Consider the following 23,735-nt stretch of genomic DNA (forward strand, 5'->3'; position numbering starts at 1 on the left):
TGTCCGTCTGGTTTTATATTACACTATGACACAATGTCAGGGTCAATCCTTTTTTTGAATTTTCGTTTGACATTGCCGGTAAAGAAAAAATTGATACTGAAATCAGAAAAAATCATATTGCTGAAGTTATTTCGGAAATACAAAAAGCACCTCCGAAGAGGTGCTGAACACAGATACGATTGTGAATCAGAATGGTCCCCAGACTTCTTCGGCGATTTCTCTGATCCATCTGATTTTGGACCACTGTTCCTCCTCGGTGAGGATGTTGCCTTCTTCGGTGGAGGCAAAGCCGCATTGCGGGCTCAGGCACAGGCGGTCGAGAGGCACATAGGCAGCGGCTTCGTGAATGCGGGCGATAACAGCCGCCTTATTTTCCAGCTTGGGGCCTTTTGAAGTAACCAGGCCCAATACCACCAGCTTTTCCCCCGAGACTTTAGCCAGAGGGGCAAAGTCCCCGGAACGGTCGTCGTCAAATTCCAGATAATAGGCACCGACATTTTCGCCGCCGAACAGGATATCCGCTACCGGCGCGTAACCGCCGCTGGTAGCCCAGGTGGAGTGATAGTTTCCGCGGCACACGTGCGTATTAACGGTAAGATCGGCGGGCAAATCCGCAATGGCATCGTTATTCAGGCGCAGGTAAAGCTTTTGCAGCGCATCCGGGCTGTATCCGCTGCCGGCCATGCCGCTCCAGAACTTCTCATCGCAGAGCATTCCCCAAGTGCAGTCGTCCAGCTGCAGAACGCGGCAGCCGCCCTCATACAGAGCAAGAATAAAATCGCGGTATGCGGCGGACAGGTCCCTGTACAGCTCTTCCCGATCCGGATAGACAGCGTCCAGGTACCGCTCGTTTTCCCCGCGGACCAGCTCCGCAAAGCACTGGGCGGGAGCGGGAATCGTCTGCTTGATAAGAGCCCGATCGCCAACGATATCCCGTAAAAACCGGTAGTGGGCAATAAAAGGATGCTGGGAAAAGCGGATTTTCCCACTGACTCTGGCGGAATCCGCCCGGGTTTCTTCCCCGTGGAAAAAATACCCATGCTCCAATACCACATGGTCGATTCCGTCCAGCCCCCACATAAAGTCCAGATGCCAATAGCTGCGGCGAAATTCCCCATCCGTCACACAATGGAGTCCGGCCTTGATCTGCTTTTCCACAAGCGTGCGGATGCAGTCGTCCTCAACAGCGGAAAGCTGCTGCTTTGATAGTGTGCCGTCGGCGAAAGATGCTCTGGCTTCCTTTAAAGCTTGTGGGCGCAAAAAGCTGCCGACAATATCATATCGAAACGGCGCGGTCGTACGTGCGGTAAACTGTGTACTCATAATTTTTGTCTCCTTATCACATTGGATTTAAATTAATAATACACAAAATACCCGGTGATGTGTTAATTGATAATTTCAATTCTTTGTAATAGACAAAAGCTATCACTGTTTGTAAGAAGCAATATAATCCCGCAGCAGGGCGATATACCGTTCACTGATCGCTCCAAGCGGGTAGCCTTCTTCACAGAGATAGCCGATCTCCATTGTCTCCCCGCTCTCCAACGGAATGGACACGATCTCGTTCCCGTTGAGGTCGCTGCTGAGAATTCCGGAAGAAATGGTGTACCCGTCCAGCCCGATCAGGAGGTTGAACAGCGTTGCCCGGTCCGTCACCACAATGTTTTTCGGGCTGAGTTCCACGCTGTGCAGTTCTTCGGAAAAATAAAAAGAGTTGTTGCCCTGTTCGTAGCTTAACCGCGGGTATGGCTCCAGATCATTCAGCGTAACGGACGCTCTTCCGACCAGCGGATTTTTTCTGCTGACAAAAACATGGGGGTTCGCCGTAAACAGCGGAACAAAGCGCAGTTCGTTGTTACGGATCATCCGCAGGATCACTTTCCTGTTGAAATTGCTCAGATAGAGGATGCCGAGCTCGCTCCTGCGGGTGCGCACGTCTTCAATAATGTCATAGGTGCGCGATTCCCGGAGGGAAAACTCATACCTGGTTTTTCCGTATTCCCGGACCAGGGCCACAAACGCATTGACCACAAAGGCGTAATGCTGGGCGGAAATGGCAAACATTCTGCGCGCAGGCGCTCCGTGTTTATACTGCTGTTCCAGAAGCTCAGCCTGCTGCACCACCTGACGGGCATAGGATAAGAATTTCGTCCCCTCCTCCGTCAGCAGGACCCCTCGGTTACTGCGGAAAAAGAGGAAGACACCCATCTCTTTTTCCAGTTCTGCAATCGCTTTGGAAAGGCTGGGCTGCGTAACAAAAAGCAGCTTCGCGGCCGTGTGAAAGGACCCCGTCTGCGCGATTGTAATCACATATCGAAGCTGTTGTAATGTCATTTCATCACCTTGACCGGATTTTCAAATTTTGTTGGCTGGCCGATGGAAAGCTGCTCCAGCCTGCCGCCGTCTTTTTCTCCATTATACCGATGTTTTCCCCTTCCTTCAACCAATATCCAAAAAACCGGCAAATAAACGCAAAAAAAGAAGGAGGCAATGTGAAAGCGGGACGGTTTTCCTGCCGCGTTTTACGGCACAGAAAACACAAACACTTCACATTGCCTGTTAAAGGAATCAATAAAGGATGTCAGCGGAAGGTCTGCTCCGTACGGCTGATGATATCGTCCTGAACCTCTTTTGCCAGCACCACAAAGTGCGCGCTGTAACCGGCTACACGTACCACCAGATCCCTGTAATCGTCGGGATTTTTCTGGGCTGCCAGCAGGGTCTCCCTGTCTACGACATTGAACTGGATGTGCTGGCCTTTATGGTCAAAATAGCTTCTGACAACGGAGGCGAAATTCTTTAGTCCCGTATCCCCCGCAATGGCGGAGGGCAGGAATTTCATATTGTAAAGGCTTCCGTTGGAAACGAGCGTGTGGTCCAGCTTGGCAACGGAATTCGCCGCCGCTGTGGGCCCTTTGACATCTTTGCCCGGTCTGGGGGAACAGCCGTCCGCCAGGGGCTGCTTTGCAAGCCTGCCGTCCGGCATAGCACCGACGTCCTTTCCGAACAGGACGTTTGCCGACACCGGATAAATCCCCGGCTGGAAGAGTCCGCCGCGCGGATTCCGGTACTTTTCAACCTCTTTGCAGTAGAGCAGCGCGCACTTGCGGGCGATCATATCGATCTCGTCAATGTCATTTCCATAACACGGCGTGCTGTCCATCAACCTGCGGATATACTCGTAATCCCCTGCGGGGGGAGCTTGGATCTCTGCCATTACCCGGTCTCTGAGAGAGGCCAGATCAATTCCGCAGTGGCATCCCGCCAGCTTTGCAAGAGCCTGGTACATTCTTCTGTCAATTTCCTCCTCCGTCAAAGAGAAGGCCGGCCGCACTCCGCCGTCGCTATAGCCGAAGTTCGCGTCCATCGCTTCCTTCAGCCGGGAGAGCGTAATGTTTTTATCTTCAAAAACATTCTTCTGTATCGCATAAACGGAGTCGCCGCAGTCGGCAACGCCGAATGCCTGCGGACCGGTAAAGTTGTAGACGGCTCCGCCCTCCTGCAGCGATTTGCCTGTGGCAATACAATCATCCACCAAAGCGGAAAGGAACGGCAACGGACATCTTTCCGTATGTGCGACATCCACGCAGTTGTCCGCCTCCGCCACATAATAGACAAAATACTCAATCTGCTTCTTAAACGCCGCAAACAGGTCGTCGGTGGATTTCCATTCGGTCGGGTCCCCCGTGACGGGCCCGAGCTGTTTTCCGCCGGCTTTTCCGTTGTTGAGGGTGATTTCCAGTATCTTGGCGACATTGACGAAAGCAGCGTCATGCCAGCCGTCCGTCTTATGGGGACACTGCGGCTCCACGCAGCCGATCAAGGCATAATTGCGGGCGTCCTCCAGAGAAACGCCCCTGTTTTCCAGTGCCGGAATGATGACCTCGTCGTTATACATGGCCGGCACGCCGAGTCCGAGACGGGCAAGCTCGCACGCCCGGTAAAGGAATTCGTCCGGAGTCCCCTGCCATACGCGGATCGAGAAGGAAGGCTGCGGCATCTTCACGGCGGCGCAGGCATCCATACAAAGGTAGGACAGCTCGTTGGATGCGTCCATCCCGCCGGGGGTCTGCCCGCCGACGCAAAGGTTCTGGAACCCGCCGTAACCGGCGAACGCCTGTGCGGAAACCTCGTCGCGGATTTTGCTGACGTCATTGAACTTGACCCACAGGCAGTGGATCAGCTCTTTCGCGAAATCCTCGGTAAGCGATTTATCCGCGGCGTAATACGGATACATATACTGGTCGAAGCGCCCGGGGGAAACGGAATGGCCGCTGGACTCGATCTGGATCATCGCCTGAACAAACCAGAACGACTGGCAGGCCTCGTAGAAATTGGTCGCGCCGTATTCCGGCACCCGCTCGCAGTTGCGGGCGATCTGAAGAAGCTCCGTTTTCCTGACGGGGTCGGATTCGGACGCGGCCAGCTCCTTCGCCTTAGCCGCGTACCGGTGGGCGAACGTGATCGCCGCGCAATATGTAATGATCAGAGCATGGTAGAACTGCTGGGTTCTTACATAGTTGGGGTCCAGCTTATCCAGCTTTTCCATCGCGTTGACCGCTTCCGCAAGGATTCCCCGGAAGCCGATCTTCAGCACCTTGCCATAGTCGGCGTTCACATGGCCGACTCCGCCGAAAAAGTAGTTCCCGACGGTAAATACGCCGGACGCCATCGCGTCCTTTGCCTCCTGCGACATATAGGAGGCGGCCAGCTCGTTGACCGTCCTGCCTTTCCAATAGGTAAAAACGTCATGGAGCTCTTTTTTGGTCTGCCCGGAGATGAGGAAAGGATCGGCCAGACGGTCGGTCATGGTATCGAATTCCTTTTCCACCCATTCACAGGAAAATTCGGGATAGATTCCCGCCGAACGCGGATTCTTCGTCATGGAACCGACGATCAGCTCGTCGTCACGGATCGTCACGGGCAGCTCGTTGAAAATCTTCTCCACTGCCTTTGCACGCCTCATGATGATAGGGAGTCCCTCTGTTTCCTTATAGGACTCGGTAATCAGAATAGCGCGCTCAGATTCCACACAGGGCCTGGCATGAATAATCATGTCTTTCAAACGTTCTACTCTGGCGGTCGGTTTGGAAAATCCTTTCTCTAACACGTTATTGACCTCCCTTACAAAATGAAACACTTCTTCTATATACAAGACTACTTGCCATCTATCATTATATAGAATTCTTTACGGAGCAGGGAGCGAAATCCAAACCATTAAGCAATAAATTCCAAACCAGAAAAATGAGTGCCATGACAACTTTAGTGAAAAATCCAGACATTATTTGGACTAAATAAATAATACTTTTCCACAGCGTACTGTCTCCGCCCGGACCGGAGCATAGAAAAAGCCCGAGCCGGGAAGGAACTTTCCTTCCGGATCAGGCTTTATTTAAATAGCTACACTTGAACGGTTACCCGTTTCCGCTCAGCGGAATCGCTCTGCACACGGGATTGCCCGCATGTGCGGAATCATGATGCGGTAGCTAATGCACCCAAAACAGGAATTCACCTCAAAAGCAGGTGGACGGATTTCCGCAGGTCGGGCGCCTGAGCAAGCTTTTTCCAGACGGCGTACCTTTTGGAATCGTCGATATAGGTTTCCCGCATTCTGCCGATAAACCGGTCGAGCTCCTCAAACATCGGCGTATAATCCGTCGTGTCCGGCGGAAGCTCGTACCGGAAGCCGAGAATTTTATTGCAGCAAAGAAAACCGTCTTCTTTTTTCGAGACTGTGATGGGGACCCTGTCGCTGTGATATTTGTCCAGCCTTTTCGCAAGGTTCTCGCTTCCGACCGTCTCAAATTCAGCCGCATATCCGCAGCGGATACACGCGAAAAGCTCCTCAGTTACACGGTTTCTCTGCGTCCTTGTCCCGCAGCGGGGACAGGTGAGGAAAAGGCCGTTCGAGCTCACCTCGACCGGCGGAGGCAGACCTTTGCCGGGCAGTTTGTATTTCAATTTTTGAGCAAGCAGCAGATAATCCCGGACTGAAAAACAAAGCTCCCGGTTCTGTGCGGGAACGGGCATCCGGTCGTTTTTTCCGCCGTTTGCCTCCAGCACCACCTGAGCGCGGTTCTTTGCCGCGATTTCCGCAATCGTATTGGAGAAGTCGGGAGCGCCGTTCTGCTTCCGGCACGCGGAAATCCGTTTTCTTTCCCTGACGCCGCCGCCTTTATCGCAGATCGTATAACTCAATCCCCCGTGAACGCCGCGCGCGACCCCCATGGTCGTGACCGCTTCTCTGGTGGTCTGCCGACTGCACTCGATATTGACCATCAGATAATATTGCCGGTCTTTTTTGACCAGCCGGGAGGAATGCAGCAGGCGCGGATTTTTCAGCGTTTCCTTCAGGTCGGCGTACTGCTCTTTTCCAAAGGCCAGCGGGACGACGATATATCTTCTCTGCCCCGGCAGATTGCTCATGAAGGGCATCCCATCCCAGACATATTTCAGGCTGAGCCCGCTTGCGCAATACCCGCCCGGAATACTGTTCGCCCGGTTCATCAGATACAGCTTCGCATAGAACCGGTCCTTAAACTCATCGTAAAGCAGGCAGTAATCGCGGTTCATTGCGTACCGGCCGAAATAGACGGACCGCAGCTTTCCCGCCTTATCCACCAGCTTAAAGGAGCGGTGCTGAAACCTTTGCAGGCCGATCTCCCCACTGTCAAACTGCGCAACGCAGTCCGACATTGCGCGGGAATAGCTCTGGGCGTCCAGAAAAGGAAGAGGATACCCGGTTTGGGGATGATTTTGCCTGCGCGCAAGATAGGAGGCGGCGACGGCGGAAAATTCCAGCAGCAGGGAATCCTTAAAAGGCTGTATGTCGAAGCGGTTCAGGCTTTTGGCGGTTTCCCTGTCGATCATTTTCAGGATCAGGTGCTGGGTAATATCGGTCTCCGATTTAGAGAGTTCCGTAATTTCATTTCGATAGGTATCCATCAGGAACTGCAAAGCCTGGGAATAGCGCAGAAGGGCAGTATCCATCAAATCCCGTTTCTGTTTTCCGGGCTTATAAAGCTGAAGCATCAGCGTTTTAAAAATCATCATGCCATTTCATCCTCAAAAAGTGCAGTCATCTTACGGCACGCGAAGGCAGTTGATCCGGAAGGCCAGCGCCGACAGATCGCTCGCCGGTTTTCCGGAAGAAAGGGAACTGCCCGCGGCAAGAAGCAGCCGGACGGGGTCTTCGGCCGACATCCGGGAATCGTAGGCATTCGCCATATAGGTTTCTATATTTTTTAAATTCCAGCCGTCCTTCAGCTTTCTGTTCTTTCCGGCGGTCAGCATCCCGTTGCCGACCGCGACGATCATATCCGCTTTCTTCGCCGTTATCCTCCCGCTGCGGATGGTCCTGCCCTGCACGATCCTTTGGGTCGTCTGCAGTTCAACCGGTCTGCCCCTGCGGAGCAGGATCACGTCGGGCGTTTCAAACTGCTCCACCCGGATCGTTCCGTCGAAAAGCGCGAGGATCAGCGTAAAGGCGATATTCCCCGCCTTCCCCTTTTTCCCGCCGGACGGCTGGGATTCCGCAATCATATCGGTGACCCGGTCGATGGATGCGCCGCTGCCGCGCATTGCCACCATCATCTTTGCGGCAAAGGAGGTCAGGAGGCTTGCCCTCGCCCCGCCGTTTCTTCCGTCCGCAAGAATCGCCGCGACGCCGGACTCATCACGTACGATTCTGATCTGATCGTCGCAAAGGCCCTCATGATACTTGGGAACGGAATCGCTATACGTCTCAATGCTGATGTCCATTTTTGTCCTCCGCTCCCGGAACGATATTTTCGGTCAGCTGCAGCAGTGCCACCTTGGTTTCACAGGTTGTTTCCCCGAGAAGGTCGGCGATTTCCTGCACTACCCGCATTTGTTTGTTGACGACCTCCCTGGCAAAGGCGGCGGTTTTCTCCGTAACCTTCCGCTGTTCCTCCAGCACCTGCTCCTGCTGGGTAATATCTTTCAGAAGCACAAAAATCAGCTGGTTATTGCTCACATGAACCACCGTCTGCTCCAGAATCAGCCCGAGTTCCTTGTAATACTGCTTATGGTTCAATATATTTTTTCCGGTTTGAAGGACCTCCTCAAAATCCCTGCTGGGAAGGAGTTCTTCAACGGGAAGCCCGACGCAGTCCTTTCCGAGCTTCAAAAGCTGAGTGGCGGAGGGATTGATCTGCTCGATTTGCAGATGGTCGTTGATGACCAGAATGCCGGTGGGAGTGTGTTCCACGACCGTATTGGACATGCTTTCGGCCAGCTCGCGCATATAAGGGATACACATGTTGATGTTCGCTTTTCCCTGCAGCACCGCGATCGCTTTTTCGCGGCAGGTGTTGTACCCGCAGCAGCCGCAGTTCAGTTCCTTCTCCGGCGAGGTTTTTCCGGTTGAAGCCAGCACGCTGCGAATTTTTTCCTCGTCGATGATTTCCTTTTTCGCCGAGCGGTTCCGGAACCTTTTCGTAAACTGGGACGCAACCCCTTCCGTAAGGGCGGGCGGAGCTTCATTCGCCCGTTTCACATTATCGACCAGCACATTTTTGGCGTTTAAAAAGCTGAGATTCATCAGCTTGAGAATCGGGCCTCCCAGGCATCCCCCGGAGCAGGCGTTCAGCTCCAGAAAATAGCCGGAAAGGTTGTCGTGCACGACGGAATCCAGAATTTCAATGCAGCGGTCCACTCCGTCGACGCTCAGGCATTCGTAAGTACTCCGCTCTTTCCGGTGAAGATTTTTAATAATGCCCCCCGGCGCGGGATAGTAGCGGGGCAATGTGTTTTTCAGAGTGCGGCTGTTATGGTCGTCCTGCGAAAAATCCACATTTTCTTCGCGAAACCATTTTTCCAGTTCGTCAAACGTCAGGACCGAAAACAACAGATTTCCGTTATCGGGGTCCACGCATTCGTACTTTTTGGAGATGCACGGCCCAATAAAAACGATTTTGGCCCGGATGCCGTAAATCTGTTTGATCATGCGCGCATGCGCAATCAAAGGGGTCACCACCGGGGCAAGCTGATGAATCAGCGACGGATAATTCTTTTCGATCAGCAGATTCACCGACGGACACGAGGTGGTGATCATATTCTGCATTTTATGTTCGCGGATCAGCTTTTCATATTCCCGGGTAACCTGTTCGGCGCCGATCGCCGTTTCTTCCACATGGGCAAACCCCAGTTGCTTCAGCGCTGCGGATATTTTCGCGATGCCGGTTTCGGGAAAGGCGGCAATATAGGAAGGCGCCAGGGACACATACAGCTTTTCACCCGCACGTATCGCCTGTTTCACCTTGGAAAGATCGCTGTTGATATATTTCGCGTTCTGCGGACAGATCAGCAGGCAGTTTCCGCAATAAATACATTCGTCGCCGATAATGTGAATCTGCTCGTTCCGGTAGGCAATCGATTTTACCGGACAGTTGCGAATGCACTTATAGCAGTTCTTACAGTTTGATTGATTTAAACCGATAATTTCTTCCATTAAGCATGCTCCAAATAAATAAGAAAATCCAATTTATAATTAACGTTTTTTTATCCTACCACAAAACATTTGAAAAGGCAACGTCAGTGTTGCCCAATTTTATCCTCTGAATTATAAATATGGTTTTTGATTTCGAAGTATTTCCCGCTAAAAAAAAAGATGCGGTATCCCTGAAAAATCCACGGCTGATCGGACTTTTTCGCCTATGGACAAATTGCGCCTGTCGGGGCTCCCGCTTTCGGAAACGGGCCGCGCCGCCGCATTTTGTTGACGGTTTTTTCCTGCCGTGTTACCTTTGCTTTAATACAGAGTGAATCATTTTTCAGTTCTGAAAAATTGTTTCAAAATGATTGGTGGGGTTTTATATGGTGATCGAAGTATACATTGGAAAATCGCTGCGGCGGAAGGCTCTGGATGTATTAAACGGATTTCGCAGGCTGATTGAAGAAAATCATCTGGAAAACAGGGTCTTGCTCAGCGCTTCGCTTTGTGTCGGCGATTTCGGCCAGTCCGGGATTCCGGTCAGGTTTGGAGAAAAATTTACCGATTATGTCTCAGCGGAAAATCTGGAAAATGTGTTCGGGGAATATGTTCTTCAGGCAGTCGGCCCCTGTTGACCGGCCCCTGTTTTTCGAATGATCCGGGTTTGACTTGTGAGAGGGTGTGTAATTTGTTGATTTTTGATTCCAACGTACAGGAACTGAAATACAGGGTACTGAAAGAGGTGGTCCGGCTTTCGTCAAGGAACGAGCTTCCCGCAAAGCTGTATGATATTCCGCGCACGATCGTTCCGGGACCCAAAGCGACGATGCGGTGCTGCATTTACCGGGAAAGAGCAATTGTGGAGGAACGCGTAAAGATGGCGATGGGCGGCAGCCCGGACAACAAAAATGTTGTAGAGGTCATCGATATTGCCTGTGAAGAATGTCCGAGCAAGCGCTTTCTGGTCACGGAAACCTGTCAGGGCTGTATTGCCCACCGCTGCCAATCCGCATGTCCGGCGAAAGCGATTACGTTTGTAAACCATAAAGCGGTCATCGACCCCGAAAAATGCAAGGGGTGCGGCCAGTGCATGAGAGCCTGCCCCTATCACGCGATTACAGAGCAGGAAAGGCCGTGCATCAACGCGTGCAAAGCAAAGGCGATCTTACTGGATGAGCAGAACAAGGCGGATATTGATCCGGACAAATGCATCCGCTGCGGCGCATGTGTCCGTCAATGCCCCTTTGGCGCCATTGTGGATAAATCGTACGTTCTGGACGTTCTGCGAATGATACAAGAATCGAATAACGGGGAAAACTTCCGGGTATACGCCGCGATCGCGCCGGCGATCGCAAGCCAGTTCTCCTACGCGAAGGTCGGTCAGGTGGCGGCAGGCCTGTACAAAATGGGCTTTAACCGGGTCGTTGAAGCGGCCCTCGGCGCGGACATCGTGGCGCACAAGGAAGCGGAGGAGCTCGTCGAAAAAGAGTTCCTGACGACCTCCTGCTGCCCGGCCTTTGTCCAGTATATCAAAGCGAATTTTCCGGAACTGGAGAACAATATTTCGAGCAATGCTTCTCCGATGGTCGAGACGGCCAGGCTGATCAAGACGGTCGACAAAACGGCGAAGGTAGTGTTCATCGGCCCCTGCATCGCAAAGAAAATGGAATTTCAGAAGGAAGAGCTGAAAGGTATCGTCGACAGCGTAATCACCTTTGAAGAGCTGCAGGCGATTTTCGGCGGTCTGGATATCCGTCTGGAAGAGCTGGAAGAAAGGAAGCTGAGCGACGCTTCCTATTTCGGCAGGATTTTTGCAAGGAATGGCGGCGTGACGGAGGCAGTTTCCAACGCGCTAGAGGAAAAGCATCTCGATTTCCAGGCAGAACCGGCGATCTGCGACGGGCTGGAGGAATGCCGTGCCGCGCTGATCAAAGCCTCCAAGGGGAAGCTGGCTGAAAACTTCATAGAGGGAATGGCCTGCGTCGGCGGATGCGCCGGTGGAGCCGCCTGCATCAGCCTGAACCACGCGGTAAAAAATAAAATGAACATCGACAATTACGCGAAGCAGGCACACAGAGAGATCAGTGAATATGTGCCGGTAAGATAAATCTATCCACTCGATAAAGGAGGATTTCTATGTTGGACTGTAAATTATGCGATTATTATCATGCGGTTTCCGGCCGGGATTTCCATGGGCTGGACCTCGGCATCTGCGATTTTACCGATCTTCTGTTCATTGAAGACGCCGAAAATAGGACAGCCGAATATCCGTGCCGCGAAATGAGCTACAACGATTACCTTCGTAAAAAATCGGCGAACAGCATCGACCCTGCCGCGGCCGTGGAATTGGTCGACCCCGAAATGTTCCGGGAGCTGAAACAATGCGGGGTATCCATGATAAAATTCCCGGAAGGAGTCATATCCAAATGCTTTCAAAAACAGCTGGATACGGAAACCAGCGGGACTCTGTGCGGAACGCACGCTGATCTGGTGAAAGCCGCAAAAAGATAAAAATCTATTTTGAAATTACTTTGAAAACTTAATAAGACTGATAAAAGGGCCGGAATCCTGTTCAATGCGGGATTCCGGCCTTTTCGCTGATTTCAAATAATTCTTCCTATCGCTTCCGATTTACAGCAATTCCATTTCCGTTTAAGAGAGTGTCGAGAAATCGTGCAAGACAAAGCAAGTACATCCAACGGCAGTAAGCAAAATTGTTTCACAATTTTGCGGTTGTGCAACTTTATCGACAGCCTGGTTGCAGAATAAACGGGAAATGCTGTAAGCCAAATTCCGTATTGACATAATTGTATTACTGTATTAGTATTATTAATACAGTTAAAAAACAATCGAACGATCATCATATTAGAAAAGTTTAAGGAGGTCTCTATGGAAAAGAAAGAAAGAAGGCAGCAAATTCTGACAGGAAGCTTATTGGCTGTTTATCTGCTCGTAATGACCTGGATCATATTATTCAAGATGCAGTCGCCTTTTGGGCCGTTTTATCCCTTCCGCAGTATCAACCTGATCCCCTTTTATCAGTCGGTAGTCGTCAACGACAGGATTGAATGGTCGGAAATCTACGGAAATATCCTGATTTTCGTGCCGTTCGGGCTTTATGTCAGTATGCTGAAAAGCAGCTGGTCTTTTCTGAAGAAAGTCATTCCGATCTTCAGTGTAAGCCTCTTTTATGAGGCAATGCAGTTTATTCTGGCAGTCGGGGCATCCGATATCACCGACCTGATCGGCAACACGTTCGGGGGAATCCTTGGGATCGCGGTCTATGCCATTGCCCTCAGGCTGCTGAAAACACAGCGGAAAACCAACGCAGTTTTAAACACGATTGCGTTGGTCGGAACACTGCTGACCGTCGCCCTGCTGGCGTTTCTGACCGTATCAAATCTCTAAGGGACGAATAGAGCTTACGAATTTCAGCGGCATACAATAAAAACGAGGCAGGCTTATAATCAATTAATTGGAATTAATTCTTTCTGAAATACGAACCCAACGTAATCGCATTGAGTATGATTGTAACCGCGAGAAGAATCGCAGAAACCAATGCCACCGAGGAAGAAGTGTCCATCAGCGCCGACCAGTCCTCTATTTTTACCAGATGATCCGTATAGAAAATTTGTAGGCAAAGCGAGACGGCACAGGCGCTGACGCTTGCCGCACACAAAACAATCCGGCTCCCGATGCCCGCCTTATTGCGCCGCAGATTGACCACGGGAAGAATCCATGCAATTAACCCCAATACCAGACTTCCTAAATTCAGCAGACCCAGCATAAATATTCTCCTCTCAATTTGAATTTGACAGTAAGATGCTTTAGAAGAAAACGGCTTTTGCGATCAGCCAGAGAATGATCAGCCAAATTCCTGCAATGGGTATGGCGTAATACCATTTCTTCGGTTTCCCGCTCTGCCACATACCTTCCGCTTCTTTTCGGTATTGCTCAAAGATTGTATCGGGAATCAATTTTATCGTAAGAGAAATCAATGCCGGCAGCAGAATAACATCGTCTAAGTAACCGAGAACCGGTATGAAATCAGGGATCAGATCAATCGGTGACAACGCATATACCACTGTTATACAAGCAAAAACCTTGGCCACAACCGGCGTATCACTGCTTTTCAAACTCAAAAATACCGCGGGAATATCCGTTTTTAACTCCTTTGCTTTTTCCTTCAGATTCATTGCATTGCTCCCCACAAATTTCTTTATCTTTGTGTCTTATCAATTCGGCAGCGTTTTAACAGCCCATTTTTACGCTGGTATAAGCCAAAATCCGATGATGCCGGTCAGGAGGCTAAACACCATACCGGCAATCACGTCTTTGGGAAAATGGATTCCGGCTAGGGGCCGGATAACGGCGATCAGCAGCGCGATCACCGACATTGCAATTCCGATGGGAGGCCAGATATACCAACAGGCAACCGCGATAATGGTGACCGAAGCTACGTGTCTGCTTGGAAAAGAATGCCCCCTCTTTTCGCGGGGAATCAGCGGTTCTATCCCCAGTTTTTCATACGGCCGCGGCAGATTCCAGAGCTTTCGCATCACAGTCACTGCGCCGAAAACGAAAGCCGGTATCAGCAGCACCTGATAGAAGCGCTCATCCCTCCGAATGGCCAGCACCGCCAGCAGGACGGGATACGCGCAGTAAACAATTCGCGGCAGCCAGAGGTTCAGCAGCTTCATACTGCTCAACCATACCGGGTGAAGTAAAAACCATTGCCTGATTTTGTCATATCGTTCCTTATTCAATAAAAATATCCTTTCTGCAATCATGGCTCAATTTCTTTCACAAACTATATAGGACTGATCTTAAACGAAACGCGGATTTTATGGTTGTTTTACATTCACTTTTAAGGTTGATGTCCTGATGAAAGAATTCCTTCAAATCGATAATTTTTGAATAGCTGAGCAAACTAATCAAAAACAGCAAAGGAGGAACTCAAATGGAACAAAATCAGGAGCAGAATACGCTTGCCCAGAACACGCTGGACAATATTCCATCGCCCGCGCCCAACGCCCGCAGTATCACCGGGCTGGTAAAAGAAAGCGGCAGAGTGACCGGTTATCAGCTTTCCGACAACACGGTTCTGGATAAAGCACAGGCCGTTCAATTGGCCAGACAGGGCGGAATAACCGGCGTGGGGATCGCTCATCGGGGCGACACCGAATATCTCAAGTCCATTCCCGACGGAAGCGACGGCAACAATCTGAGCAATTTACCTTCCATTTCCCGTTCTGAACAGTCATAAGCAAGCGGCGTGGCGATTGTTTCCGGGCTGCCCGCAGCAGATTTTTTCATGTTTTTCAACAGCATGACAGCCATCAATTTTTATCAATCCTATTATACTTCCGGGAATATCACAATTCAATAAAAAGGGCGCAAATGTCTGGAATGCAGGCATTGCGCTTTTTTGTTATTTGGGAGTAAAGCTCTGGAAATGTAAGGTTTTTCCGATCTCTGTATTTTTCTTTTCATGCATTTTGTTTCACCGAAGGCTACAAAAAATACTCTTTATGGAAATATGGATGCCAGAGAACAGCAGAAAAGAGCTTTAAACTGGTATTTAACTGTTTTAGTGATAAAAAGTCTCTTGACAAAAAGGTGAAAATCTTTTATCCTTATTGCAACCCTATTTCATATAATTATTATATGAAAAGTATGCTTTATTACATAAAAGCATATGGTGCTTATGAAACAGGGATGAGATTTTGGGAAAGGAAGTTACTTATGAACTGCTTGAAGGGAAAAATGATTCGCTGCATCCATCGCCATACGCGAATGTGTAGAAGGTGCAGCCGCTGTTATATTGGAAAATAGAATCCAAGTTTTATACTTAAAAAATGAAAGAGGTTTTACATATGAAAAAGGGCGCAAAATCAATTTCTCTCTTCCTGGCTACTCTTCTGCTTCTGCTGACCGCCGCCTGCGCAAATACCGCAGCACCCGCAGCCACCGGTTCGGCGGCAGACACGTCCGCATCCTCTGCCGCAGCAGCACCGGCTTCTTCCGGTACCAAGGTGGAAACCGTGGTCGTTGGAACAGAAGGGGCCTACCCGCCATTTAACTACGTAAATTCGGACGGTACCGTCGACGGGTACGACATTGCGGTGGTCCGCGCGCTGGACGAACTGATCCCCGAAGTGGAATTCAAATTTCAGCCTACGGCATGGGACTCTATTTTTGTCGCGCTGGAATCCGGGAAATTCGATATGATTGCCAGTCAAATTGCCAAAAACCCATCCAGAGAAGAAAAATATCAATTTTCAGAGCTCCCCTATTCTTATGCCGGGAACTCCATTATTTATAAAGGCGGCCGCACGGACATTCATTCCCTGAAAGACCTTCATGGGAAAACGGTAGCGGCGGGCGTCGGTTCCAATAATACAGTCTGGCTGGAGGACTACAACAAGAAAAACAATAACGCGATTAAGCTGAAATATTACGATGGCGATGTTACCCTGATGCTTCAGGACATCATCTCCGGCCGTGTGGACGCCACCATCAACAGTGAGGTGACCACAAAGCTGATTGCCGAAAAACAGAACCTTGATCTGGGTTACGCATTGGCGCCGGAGTTGGGAATAAAACCGGAATTTTTCCTTTTCTCCAAAAATGAAAAGGGAACCGAATATAAAAAACTGATCGATAAAGCACTGAAAACCCTGACCGACAACGGAACGCTTGTTGAAATCTCCAAAAAGTATCTTGGCGAGGACTATTCAACGGAAAAAGCCATTACCGACCGGACCTCTTAATTTCAGATACAGGCGGCAGAAGGAATACGGTGCAACGGCCCGCGTTCCTTCTGCCGGCCTTTTCACCGAAAAAGGAAATTGGCAAAGATCTGCAAGGAGACTTGACTTTCTATGAATAAATTATTTGACCCCGCATTTATGATTTCCACCGTGCCTGAAATTGTGTCCTATCTGCCGATTACCCTCGGGCTTGCCGTGGTTTCCTCCCTGATCGGACTGATGATCGCGCTGGGGATCGCCCTGATCCGCTATTTTCATATCCGCGTTCTGGAGCCGATCAGCAAAATCTATGTGTCTTTTATCCGCGGAACCCCAACGCTGGTTCAGCTCTTCCTCGTGTATTACGGAACGCCGATCCTTCTTCAGGCGCTGAACGAGCAGTTCCAATGGAATCTGAACGTCGACGGGATTCCGACGCTGGTTTTCGGCGTCGTGGCGTTTTCCTTCAATTCCGGCGCGTATATGTCCGAAACCATCCGGAGCGCCATGCTCTCGGTCGATTCCGGACAGCTGGAAGCATGCTACAGCGTCAACATGACCACAAGGCAGGCGATGGTCCGCATCATCATCCCGCAGGCGTTCAAGGTCGCGCTTCCCCCGCTGGGGAATTCCTTTATCTCCATGGTAAAGGAAACGTCGCTGGCTTTCAGCATTTCCATTGTGGACATCATGGCTCAGGCCAAGCTGATCGGCGCCCGCTCCTTCCGCTTCTTTGAAATTTACATTGTGGTATCGCTGATCTACTGGGCATGCTGCTTTGTAATTGAGCGGATTCTGTGGATAATCGAACGGTATGTAAGACGATATGAAAGAGATGTTGCCCGATGATACAGATTGAAAATCTTAAAAAAGCCTACGGTACCAATCAGGTGCTTCGCGGGGTCAGCCTCCAGATAAAAAAAGGGGAAATCGTGACGGTAATCGGCCCCAGCGGCGCGGGAAAAACGACGCTGCTGAGGATGCTCAACTGGCTGGAGCTGCCGGATGAAGGCACCATCCGGATTGCGGACGCCGTTATCGACGCGAAAAACCCGACCAAAAAAGAGGTTTATCATCTTCGCGCGCAAAGTTCCATGGTGTTTCAGCATTACAACCTTTTCCACAATAAAACGGTCCTGGAAAATGTTACGGAAAGCCTGATCTATGTGAAAAAGCTTCCAAAAAAGGAAGCGGATGAAATCGGCATGGAGCTTTTGCGCAAGGTCGGCCTGCAGGAAAAGCATGACCAATATCCTTCCCGGCTTTCCGGCGGGCAGCAGCAGCGTGTGGGTATTGCGCGCGCGCTTGCCGTGGACCCCAAGGTGATGCTGTTCGACGAACCGACCAGCGCACTGGACCCGGAATGGGTCGGCGAGGTTCTGGCGGTCATGAACCAGATTGCGGCGGAGGGAATGACGATGATGGTGGTTTCGCATGAAATGCGTTTCGCGCGGAGCGTGTCCAACCGCGTCCTGTTTTTTGATGAAGGCGTGATTCAGGAGGACGGCACCCCCGAACAAATCTTCCGCAACCCGCAAAACGAACGCACAAAGCAGTTTTTGTCACAGGCCTGCCTTGACGGCTGAAAAGGCGGAAACCGGACAGCGATATGAAAAAGTCACTTCAAAAGCCTGTAGGAGAATCTCCTATCGGCTTTTTATATAGGAAAACACACGCAGATTCAGAAAGGAAGAAACATGGACGAAAAAGCATTACAGAATACGCTGGAAGAGCATTTTTCATGGCTCCACCGCCACCCCGAAACGGCGCTCAGGGAATTTGAAACCACGGCGTATATCAAGCGGATTCTGACGGAAAACGGCGTGGAAATTTTGGACAGCGGCTTGCAAACCGGCCTTGTCGCCGTTCTTCGCGGAAAAAAAGAAAAGCCCGTAGTGGCGCTGCGCTGTGATATCGACGCTCTTCCGATCGAAGAGACGGCGGATGTACCGTACCGGTCTGAAAACCCGGGGAAAATGCACGCCTGCGGGCATGATTTCCATACCACGGCGATGCTGGGGGCCGCCCTGCTTCTGAAACAGAAGGAAGCGAATCTGGAAGGCACCGTAAAGCTTCTGTTTCAGCCTGCGGAGGAAGCGGGGCACGGAGCGGAGCATGTCCTGAAAACAGGAGCTTTGGACGACGTGGAGGAAATCTACGGACTGCACGTGGCTGCGGACCTGCCAGCCGGTACGGTCGCGGTGACGGCGGGGGCCGACCATGCGGCGGTCGACCGGTTTGTTGTGGATGTAACGGGTCTGGGCGGCCACGCGGCGCACCCGGAGCTGGTTATTGATCCGATTCTCGCGGCTTCCCAGCTGACCATCGCTTTTCAGACCATCGTGAGCCGCAGTATTTCCGCGTTCGACCGCGCCGTCATCAGCGTAACCAGAGTGGAATCGGGCAGCACGTGGAATGTAATCCCGTCCTCCGCCCAGCTGGAGGGAACCGTTCGGACGCTGGACAAAACGGTCCGGCAAAAGATCGTCCGCCGGATGAAGGAAATCTGCGAAGGAATCGCGACGGTATCCGGCACGTCCATCCGGTTTCACTGGTACCCCGGCTGTCCCTCCACAAACAACGACGCAGAGCTGGCGGCTTTTATAAAAGACACCGCGGAGTCATTGGGACTGCGCACACAGGAGGCGGTTCCCTCCATGGGGGGCGAAGATTTTTCCTGCTATCAGGAAAAAATCAGAGGGGCGTTCTGGATGATCGGGGTGGGCGATACCGCCCCGCTGCACAATCCTTCGTTCAAAGCGGACCGGAGCGGGCTGACGGGCGCGGCAAAGCTGCTGGCCGCACTTGGGGAAAGGGCGCTTACAAGAATCAACAGCGGAAAGGACAGGTAACATGGGAAAGATTTTTTATCCTGATTTTTTTAACGACGTATTCGGGCCGATTATGCAGCCCGGTTCCAGCGGAAGCTTCGCGGGTACCAGCCGGGTGGGCCGGATTGCCCGGCATACGCTGCTCAGTGAACCGAAACGGGTGCGCATCCTGTTCAATCCCGGCGACCACCATATGCTGAATCTGGGAAATATGATGGACGACCGGGGCTATCTGGGCGGCCTGCAGGATTTTGCCACGGACGACGTGCGCCTGTTTTCTGCGCATGAGCTTGCCCGGAAAAAAAAGATATCGTATGAATTCGGGGAGCTGGAAACCGATAACGCGTATCCCGGAAGCGTCCACTTCGAACTGACGGGAACCGGCGGGGACACCGCTTCCCTCACCGCAAAATCGGTCGGAGGCGGCATGGTGGCGACCTATGAAATTTCCGGCTTCCCCATCCATTGGCGGGCGGATACCTTCGGCGTGCTGCTGCAAAATGCCAATCAGGACATTCCGGAGGAACAGCTGCGCGGCTTTGAGCAAAGCGCGGGGGAAGCATTCCTTACGGCGGAACGCGTCGCCCGCCCGGACGGCGCGAGCGCCGTATTCCTTGAGCTCTCCGAAAACCCGGAGCCCGGCGGGCTGCTGCGGCATTTCGGTCCCGACACGCAGGTCAGGGTATTCCCCGCCCTTCTTCCGGTCGTCACCACCGCAAAAAGGAAGCCGCAGCTTTTTAAAACAGTGGAGGAATGGCGCCGGGTTGCGGAACAGCGGGGAATTTCCTTTGTTCAGGCCGCTATTGAATACGAAAAGGATTTTTCCGGATGGACGGACGAAACCATCTGGCAGTATTTTGAAAATATCGCGGATATTTTAAATCAGCAGATCCATGCTCTGGAGACCATCGGCTACGACAATGCAAAGGACACTCCGATGCTGCCTATTTACGGCAGACAGTGGAATACATACATGCAGAACCATCAGACGCTGTCGGACCCGATCACACGCCATATTCTGGTGCATGCCTTCTCGACCAACGCAAAGCTGCCGGGTGTACGGATTGTACCCGGCCCCATGGGGACCGGAGGAGGATATCTGTTTTCCGCTTTGGACGCCGTGCGGGAGGCAAGAGGTTTTTCCCACCGGAAGATGATCGAGGGACTGGTCGTGGCGGCGGGGCTGGGCGCTTTGGCCTATACGCACACCAACGCGACCGGCGAGGTCGGCTGTGTCGGAGAATCCGGGGTCTGCTGCGCAATGGCGTCCGGCGCGGTCACCTGGATGGCGGGGGGCGACGGAAACCAGGTCGAGCACGCCGCCTCCATGGCGCTGCAGGCCAACCTTGGAATCCCCTGCGACCCCATTCCCGGCGGTCTTGAATTTCCCTGCATTACACGGACGATTCGCGCAGCGGTGACCGCACCCCTTTACGCGGATCTGGCGCTGAGCGGAATCGACCCCCTCGTTCCCTATCACGAAGTGCTGGGAGCGATCGAAAAGAATTTCCGCAGCAGCAGGCCGGGGGAGCTTTGCGGCCCTCTCTGCGGGATCAACTGCACGCCCACGGCGGGCCGCTGCAAGGCTTTTCTTCAGAACGAGGTCATGGGAGACAAAATCAAATTTGAAGCGGAAGAGACGGAAACCGGCCGATAAAGCCGAGAAGTCTCCTCCCCGACTTTTTCGGGGACTTCCCATGCGGACAAACCCCATCGTACAAAAACGGCTGACCTTCCGGTTTGCGGAAGGTCAGCCGTTTGAATTTCTCAGGATTGATCCGTAAAGAAACTCTTATCTTTCGTGGAGCGGAATATAGTCCTTGTGGGAGGATATGCTCTTGTACGCGGGGCGGATGATCTTGCCGACGTTGATCAGTTCCTCCAGTAAATGGGCGCTCCATCCGGAGATACGAGCCATGGCGAAAACCGGGGTGAAAAGCTCCGGCGGCAGGCCGAGCATATGGTAGACAAACCCGCTGTAAAAGTCGATGTTCGCGCTGACGCCCTTATAGGTCTTGCGCTCGCGCCCGATCACCTCCGGCGCCAGCCGTTCCACCAGAGAATAGAGCTTGTACTCCTTGGTAAGGCCCTTTTCTTCGGAAAGGCTCTTGACGAACTTCTTGAAAATATTCGCGCGCGGGTCGGAAAGGGAATAAACCGCGTGACCCATCCCGTAAATCAGGCCGGCCCGGTCAAACGCCTGTTTATTCAGCAGCCTGCTCAGATAGTCGGCTACCTTGTCCTCGTCCTCCCAGTCGTCGATATTCTGCTTCATATCCTCAAACATCATCATGACCTTGATGTTTGCGCCGCCGTGCTTCGGTCCCTTGAGCGAGCTGAGCGCCGCCGCAATGACCGAGTAGGCGTCCGTACCGGAGGACGCGACCACATGGGTGGTAAAGCTGGAATTGTTGCCGCCGCCGTGCTCGGCGTGCAGAACAAGCGCAAGGTCAAGGATACGGGCTTCCAGGGCGGTGTATTGATTGTCGATTCGAAGCATGTACAGAATATTCTCCGCCACAGAGAGCTCCGGCTTGGGCGCATGGATGAAAAAGCTGTAGTTCGGGTCCATGTCGTGGGCGTAGGCCTGATAACCGTAAACCGCAAGCTGCGGGAAAAGTGCGATCATTTCCAGGCACTGGCGCAGCACATTCGGCAGCGAGGTATCGTTTGGCCTTTCATCGTAGGCGTAAAGAGTGAGGACACTTCTCGCCAGCGTATTCATCATATCGAAAGACGGCGCCTTCATAATAATATCGCGCACAAAATTGGTGGGCAGAGTTCTGTATTTGAAAAGGAGCCTTTTGAATTCCTGCAGCCTGTCCTCTTCCGGCAGTTCGCCGAACAGGAGCAGATAGGTCGTCTCCTCAAATCCGAAGCGGTTTTCCGCGATAAAGCCGCGTACAATATCGTGAATATTAATGCCGCGGTAATATAGTTCCCCTTCGCAGGGCACACTTTTTCCGTCTATTTCCTTGGAAGAAATAATATCTGATATCTCGGTTAAACCGGTCAGGACGCCTTTTCCGTTAATATCGCGCAGACCGCGCTTCACGTCGTATTGGGCAAACAGGGAGGGGTTGATCGTACTGTGGCTTTTACAAAGGTCCGTCAGCTCCAGAATTTCGGGAGTTACCGTGAAAAAGTCTGCATTTGCTTTTTTCTCCATGTTTCATATCTCCTTTTCTTTACATTATACGCTATTCCTTTTGGGGAATTTTGGTGAGAATTCTGTTAACAATACGAACCGCGGCGTTAAAGTCCTTATAATCTGCTTCGCTGAAGCCATTCATGGCAGATTTCAACGCTTTATCAAATTTTTCGCGTCCGTTGCTGATTTCCTTTGCGGTGGTTTCCGAAACGGAAATCCGTATTTTTCGTCTGTCCCTTGTGTCCAGGCTCCGCACAATATGTCCTTCCTCATACAGCTTTTCAATCATGCGGCTCATCTGCTGGCGCGGCGTATGCAGGCTGGCGGCCAGCTCGCTCATCGTCATCGGCCCGTTTGCGCACAGAACGCACAGTGCGTTCAGCTGCAGGCTTGTGAATTTTCCCCTGAAATGATCTTCAAACGGCTTTGTCAACGCGCTGTGGACACAAACCAGAAAATGAAAAATATCTTCATCGGCCCGTCCGGATTGATTCGCCATTTCACACACCCTTAATAAACTTTTCATGATAGTAAACATTTGTTGATATTTTCATAGTATAACTTTTTGGAGGCCGGATTTCAACCAAAATTCTGTGAACGTGCTGTTAATTTTGAGAAAAGGGTAAAAAAATACCCCCGCAGCCCGGCGAAGGTATTCTGTCAATAGAACCTCTATTCAATAGAGCTTCTTCAAAACGGAACCGGAGGTTTTCTGCTTGTTGGCGCTGCTCTCGTCATAGGTCCGTTTGAAATACTCCATATAGATCAGATCGATCAGGAGCATCTGGCTGATTCTGGCCGAGGTGGAACCGCCCTGAAGCGGGCCCTCGTTCGTACCGCACAAAATCACCACATCGGAATACGCGGTCAGCGGCGATTTTGCAAACCGGGTGATACAGACCACCCTGGCACCCGCTTTTTTCGCCTGCTGCGCCACCTGGATGGTGTCCTTTGTTGCGCCGGAATAGGAAATGACAAACGCCAGGTCCTCCGGCGAAAGAATCGAAGCCGCCATCGCCTGTAAATGCGCGTCAGCGTAATTGTGGACCTTCGGCGTAATCCGGACAAATTTGTCCACCGCGTCCATAGCGGTCAGCAGGGACGATCCCACGCCGAAAAAATAAATCTGCTTCGCACCGATCATATAATCGATGGTTAAGGACAGCTCCTGAAAATCCAGCAGCGAATACGTTTCGTTCAACGCGTTGATATTGGTCTGCAGCACCTTTTTGGCTACGTCCTCAAGGGTGTCCTCCTGCGTGATTCTGCCCGACAGCATGGACGCAATCCGGCTGCTGTCCTCATCCTCCGAGATGCTCAGCGAAAGCAGCATTTTAAACTCCTGGTAACCCTGGAGCTGCATGGTTTTGCAGAACCGGAACACGCTGGTGTCCCCCACCTCGCACGCTTCCGCAAGGTCGGTAATGGACAGGAACAAAACTCGTTTCGGGTCCTGAAGAACATAATCGGCCACCTTTTTTTCGGCCTTTGTGAAAAGGTTGTACCGGGCATTGATTTTTAAAAGAAAGTCACCGCTTGCCATCTTT

At 51.6% G+C, this 23,735-nt stretch carries 22 protein-coding genes; 10 read left to right on the top strand and 12 right to left on the bottom strand.

What is annotated here, in order from left to right; translation table 11 throughout:
• Positions 1-186 precede the first annotated feature (186 nt).
• From ACRQU7_RS13070 to ACRQU7_RS13095, 6 genes are all read right to left on the bottom strand, one after another.
• Positions 187-1,323 carry a 5-methyltetrahydropteroyltriglutamate--homocysteine S-methyltransferase gene (locus ACRQU7_RS13070; RefSeq protein WP_444641296.1) on the bottom strand — a complete coding sequence of 379 codons (1,137 nt, stop codon included), beginning with the start codon at positions 1,321-1,323 and terminating at the stop codon, positions 187-189.
• Positions 1,324-1,425: 102 nt separating this feature from the next.
• Positions 1,426-2,334 carry a LysR family transcriptional regulator gene (locus tag ACRQU7_RS13075; RefSeq protein WP_444641297.1) on the bottom strand — a complete coding sequence of 303 codons (909 nt, stop codon included), beginning with the start codon at positions 2,332-2,334 and terminating at the stop codon, positions 1,426-1,428.
• A gap of 247 nt (positions 2,335-2,581) precedes the next feature.
• Entirely contained in the window at positions 2,582-5,110 is a 2,529-nt protein-coding gene (locus tag ACRQU7_RS13080; protein WP_444641298.1) for a glycyl radical protein, read from the bottom strand.
• A gap of 398 nt (positions 5,111-5,508) precedes the next feature.
• The gene (locus tag ACRQU7_RS13085) at positions 5,509-7,053 is read right to left on the bottom strand and encodes a hypothetical protein (protein ID WP_444641299.1); all 1,545 of its coding nucleotides are present in this window, start codon (positions 7,051-7,053) and stop codon (positions 5,509-5,511) included.
• A 30-nt stretch (positions 7,054-7,083) separates the two neighbouring features.
• Positions 7,084-7,761, bottom strand: a complete 678-nt coding sequence (locus ACRQU7_RS13090; RefSeq protein WP_444641300.1) for a hypothetical protein — start codon at positions 7,759-7,761, stop codon at positions 7,084-7,086.
• Positions 7,745-9,472, bottom strand: coding sequence for a [Fe-Fe] hydrogenase large subunit C-terminal domain-containing protein (locus ACRQU7_RS13095; RefSeq protein WP_444641301.1), 1,728 nt, complete (start codon positions 9,470-9,472; stop codon positions 7,745-7,747). The genes ACRQU7_RS13090 and ACRQU7_RS13095 overlap by 17 nt, the downstream gene beginning before the upstream one ends.
• Before the next feature lie 365 nt (positions 9,473-9,837).
• Here ACRQU7_RS13095 and ACRQU7_RS13100 point away from each other — a divergent pair, with 365 nt between their 5' ends.
• The 4 genes from ACRQU7_RS13100 (at position 9,838) to ACRQU7_RS13115 (ending at position 12,862) form a co-directional block, all read left to right on the top strand.
• A complete protein-coding gene (locus tag ACRQU7_RS13100; protein ID WP_444641302.1) occupies positions 9,838-10,089 on the top strand; it encodes a hypothetical protein in 252 nt (83 codons plus the stop codon).
• A 44-nt stretch (positions 10,090-10,133) separates the two neighbouring features.
• Positions 10,134-11,561 (top strand): 4Fe-4S dicluster domain-containing protein, encoded by a 1,428-nt coding sequence (locus ACRQU7_RS13105; RefSeq protein WP_444641303.1) that lies wholly within the window; start codon positions 10,134-10,136, stop codon positions 11,559-11,561.
• A 29-nt stretch (positions 11,562-11,590) separates the two neighbouring features.
• Positions 11,591-11,965 (top strand): hypothetical protein, encoded by a 375-nt coding sequence (locus tag ACRQU7_RS13110; RefSeq protein ID WP_444641304.1) that lies wholly within the window; start codon positions 11,591-11,593, stop codon positions 11,963-11,965.
• Between the two features lie 378 nt (positions 11,966-12,343).
• Positions 12,344-12,862, top strand: coding sequence for a VanZ family protein (locus tag ACRQU7_RS13115; protein ID WP_444641305.1), 519 nt, complete (start codon positions 12,344-12,346; stop codon positions 12,860-12,862).
• Positions 12,863-12,935: 73 nt separating this feature from the next.
• Here the strand turns inward: ACRQU7_RS13115 and ACRQU7_RS13120 are convergent, their stop codons facing one another.
• The 3 genes from ACRQU7_RS13120 to ACRQU7_RS13130 all read right to left on the bottom strand — a co-directional run bounded on the left by ACRQU7_RS13120 (position 12,936) and on the right by ACRQU7_RS13130 (position 14,154).
• Positions 12,936-13,241, bottom strand: coding sequence for a hypothetical protein (locus ACRQU7_RS13120; RefSeq protein WP_444641306.1), 306 nt, complete (start codon positions 13,239-13,241; stop codon positions 12,936-12,938).
• A 40-nt stretch (positions 13,242-13,281) separates the two neighbouring features.
• Complete coding sequence (locus ACRQU7_RS13125; protein ID WP_444641307.1) at positions 13,282-13,650, bottom strand: YkvA family protein; 369 nt, start codon at positions 13,648-13,650, stop codon at positions 13,282-13,284.
• Positions 13,651-13,719: 69 nt separating this feature from the next.
• Positions 13,720-14,154, bottom strand: coding sequence for a phosphatase PAP2 family protein (locus ACRQU7_RS13130; RefSeq protein WP_444641308.1), 435 nt, complete (start codon positions 14,152-14,154; stop codon positions 13,720-13,722).
• 260 nt (positions 14,155-14,414) lie between these two features.
• Here ACRQU7_RS13130 and ACRQU7_RS13135 point away from each other — a divergent pair, with 260 nt between their 5' ends.
• The 6 genes from ACRQU7_RS13135 to ACRQU7_RS13160 all read left to right on the top strand — a co-directional run bounded on the left by ACRQU7_RS13135 (position 14,415) and on the right by ACRQU7_RS13160 (position 20,694).
• On the top strand, positions 14,415-14,720 hold the full coding sequence (locus ACRQU7_RS13135; RefSeq protein ID WP_038325113.1) for a DUF3892 domain-containing protein: 306 nt from the start codon (positions 14,415-14,417) through the stop codon (positions 14,718-14,720).
• A 610-nt stretch (positions 14,721-15,330) separates the two neighbouring features.
• A complete protein-coding gene (locus ACRQU7_RS13140; protein WP_052010671.1) occupies positions 15,331-16,227 on the top strand; it encodes a transporter substrate-binding domain-containing protein in 897 nt (298 codons plus the stop codon).
• Between the two features lie 111 nt (positions 16,228-16,338).
• Positions 16,339-17,055, top strand: coding sequence for an amino acid ABC transporter permease (locus ACRQU7_RS13145; RefSeq protein ID WP_444641309.1), 717 nt, complete (start codon positions 16,339-16,341; stop codon positions 17,053-17,055).
• Positions 17,052-17,792 (top strand): amino acid ABC transporter ATP-binding protein, encoded by a 741-nt coding sequence (locus ACRQU7_RS13150; protein WP_444641310.1) that lies wholly within the window; start codon positions 17,052-17,054, stop codon positions 17,790-17,792. The genes ACRQU7_RS13145 and ACRQU7_RS13150 overlap by 4 nt, the downstream gene beginning before the upstream one ends.
• A gap of 111 nt (positions 17,793-17,903) precedes the next feature.
• Positions 17,904-19,058 carry an amidohydrolase gene (locus tag ACRQU7_RS13155; protein WP_444641311.1) on the top strand — a complete coding sequence of 385 codons (1,155 nt, stop codon included), beginning with the start codon at positions 17,904-17,906 and terminating at the stop codon, positions 19,056-19,058.
• Position 19,059: 1 nt separating this feature from the next.
• Positions 19,060-20,694 (top strand): L-serine ammonia-lyase, iron-sulfur-dependent, subunit beta, encoded by a 1,635-nt coding sequence (locus tag ACRQU7_RS13160; protein ID WP_444641312.1) that lies wholly within the window; start codon positions 19,060-19,062, stop codon positions 20,692-20,694.
• Between the two features lie 135 nt (positions 20,695-20,829).
• Here ACRQU7_RS13160 and ACRQU7_RS13165 read toward each other — a convergent pair whose 3' ends face one another.
• The 3 genes from ACRQU7_RS13165 to ACRQU7_RS13175 all read right to left on the bottom strand — a co-directional run bounded on the left by ACRQU7_RS13165 (position 20,830) and on the right by ACRQU7_RS13175 (position 23,731).
• The gene (locus tag ACRQU7_RS13165) at positions 20,830-22,206 is read right to left on the bottom strand and encodes a citrate/2-methylcitrate synthase (RefSeq protein WP_444641313.1); all 1,377 of its coding nucleotides are present in this window, start codon (positions 22,204-22,206) and stop codon (positions 20,830-20,832) included.
• A gap of 31 nt (positions 22,207-22,237) precedes the next feature.
• The gene (locus ACRQU7_RS13170; protein WP_444641314.1) at positions 22,238-22,687 is read right to left on the bottom strand and encodes a MarR family winged helix-turn-helix transcriptional regulator; all 450 of its coding nucleotides are present in this window, start codon (positions 22,685-22,687) and stop codon (positions 22,238-22,240) included.
• A gap of 177 nt (positions 22,688-22,864) precedes the next feature.
• Positions 22,865-23,731: a MurR/RpiR family transcriptional regulator gene (locus ACRQU7_RS13175; protein WP_038325122.1), complete on the bottom strand. Its 867-nt coding sequence runs from the start codon at positions 23,729-23,731 to the stop codon at positions 22,865-22,867.
• Positions 23,732-23,735 lie beyond the last annotated feature (4 nt).

It is taken from the genome of Caproiciproducens puteiluti, assembly GCF_052442865.1.
Classification (GTDB): Bacteria; Bacillota; Clostridia; order Oscillospirales; family Acutalibacteraceae; genus Caproiciproducens.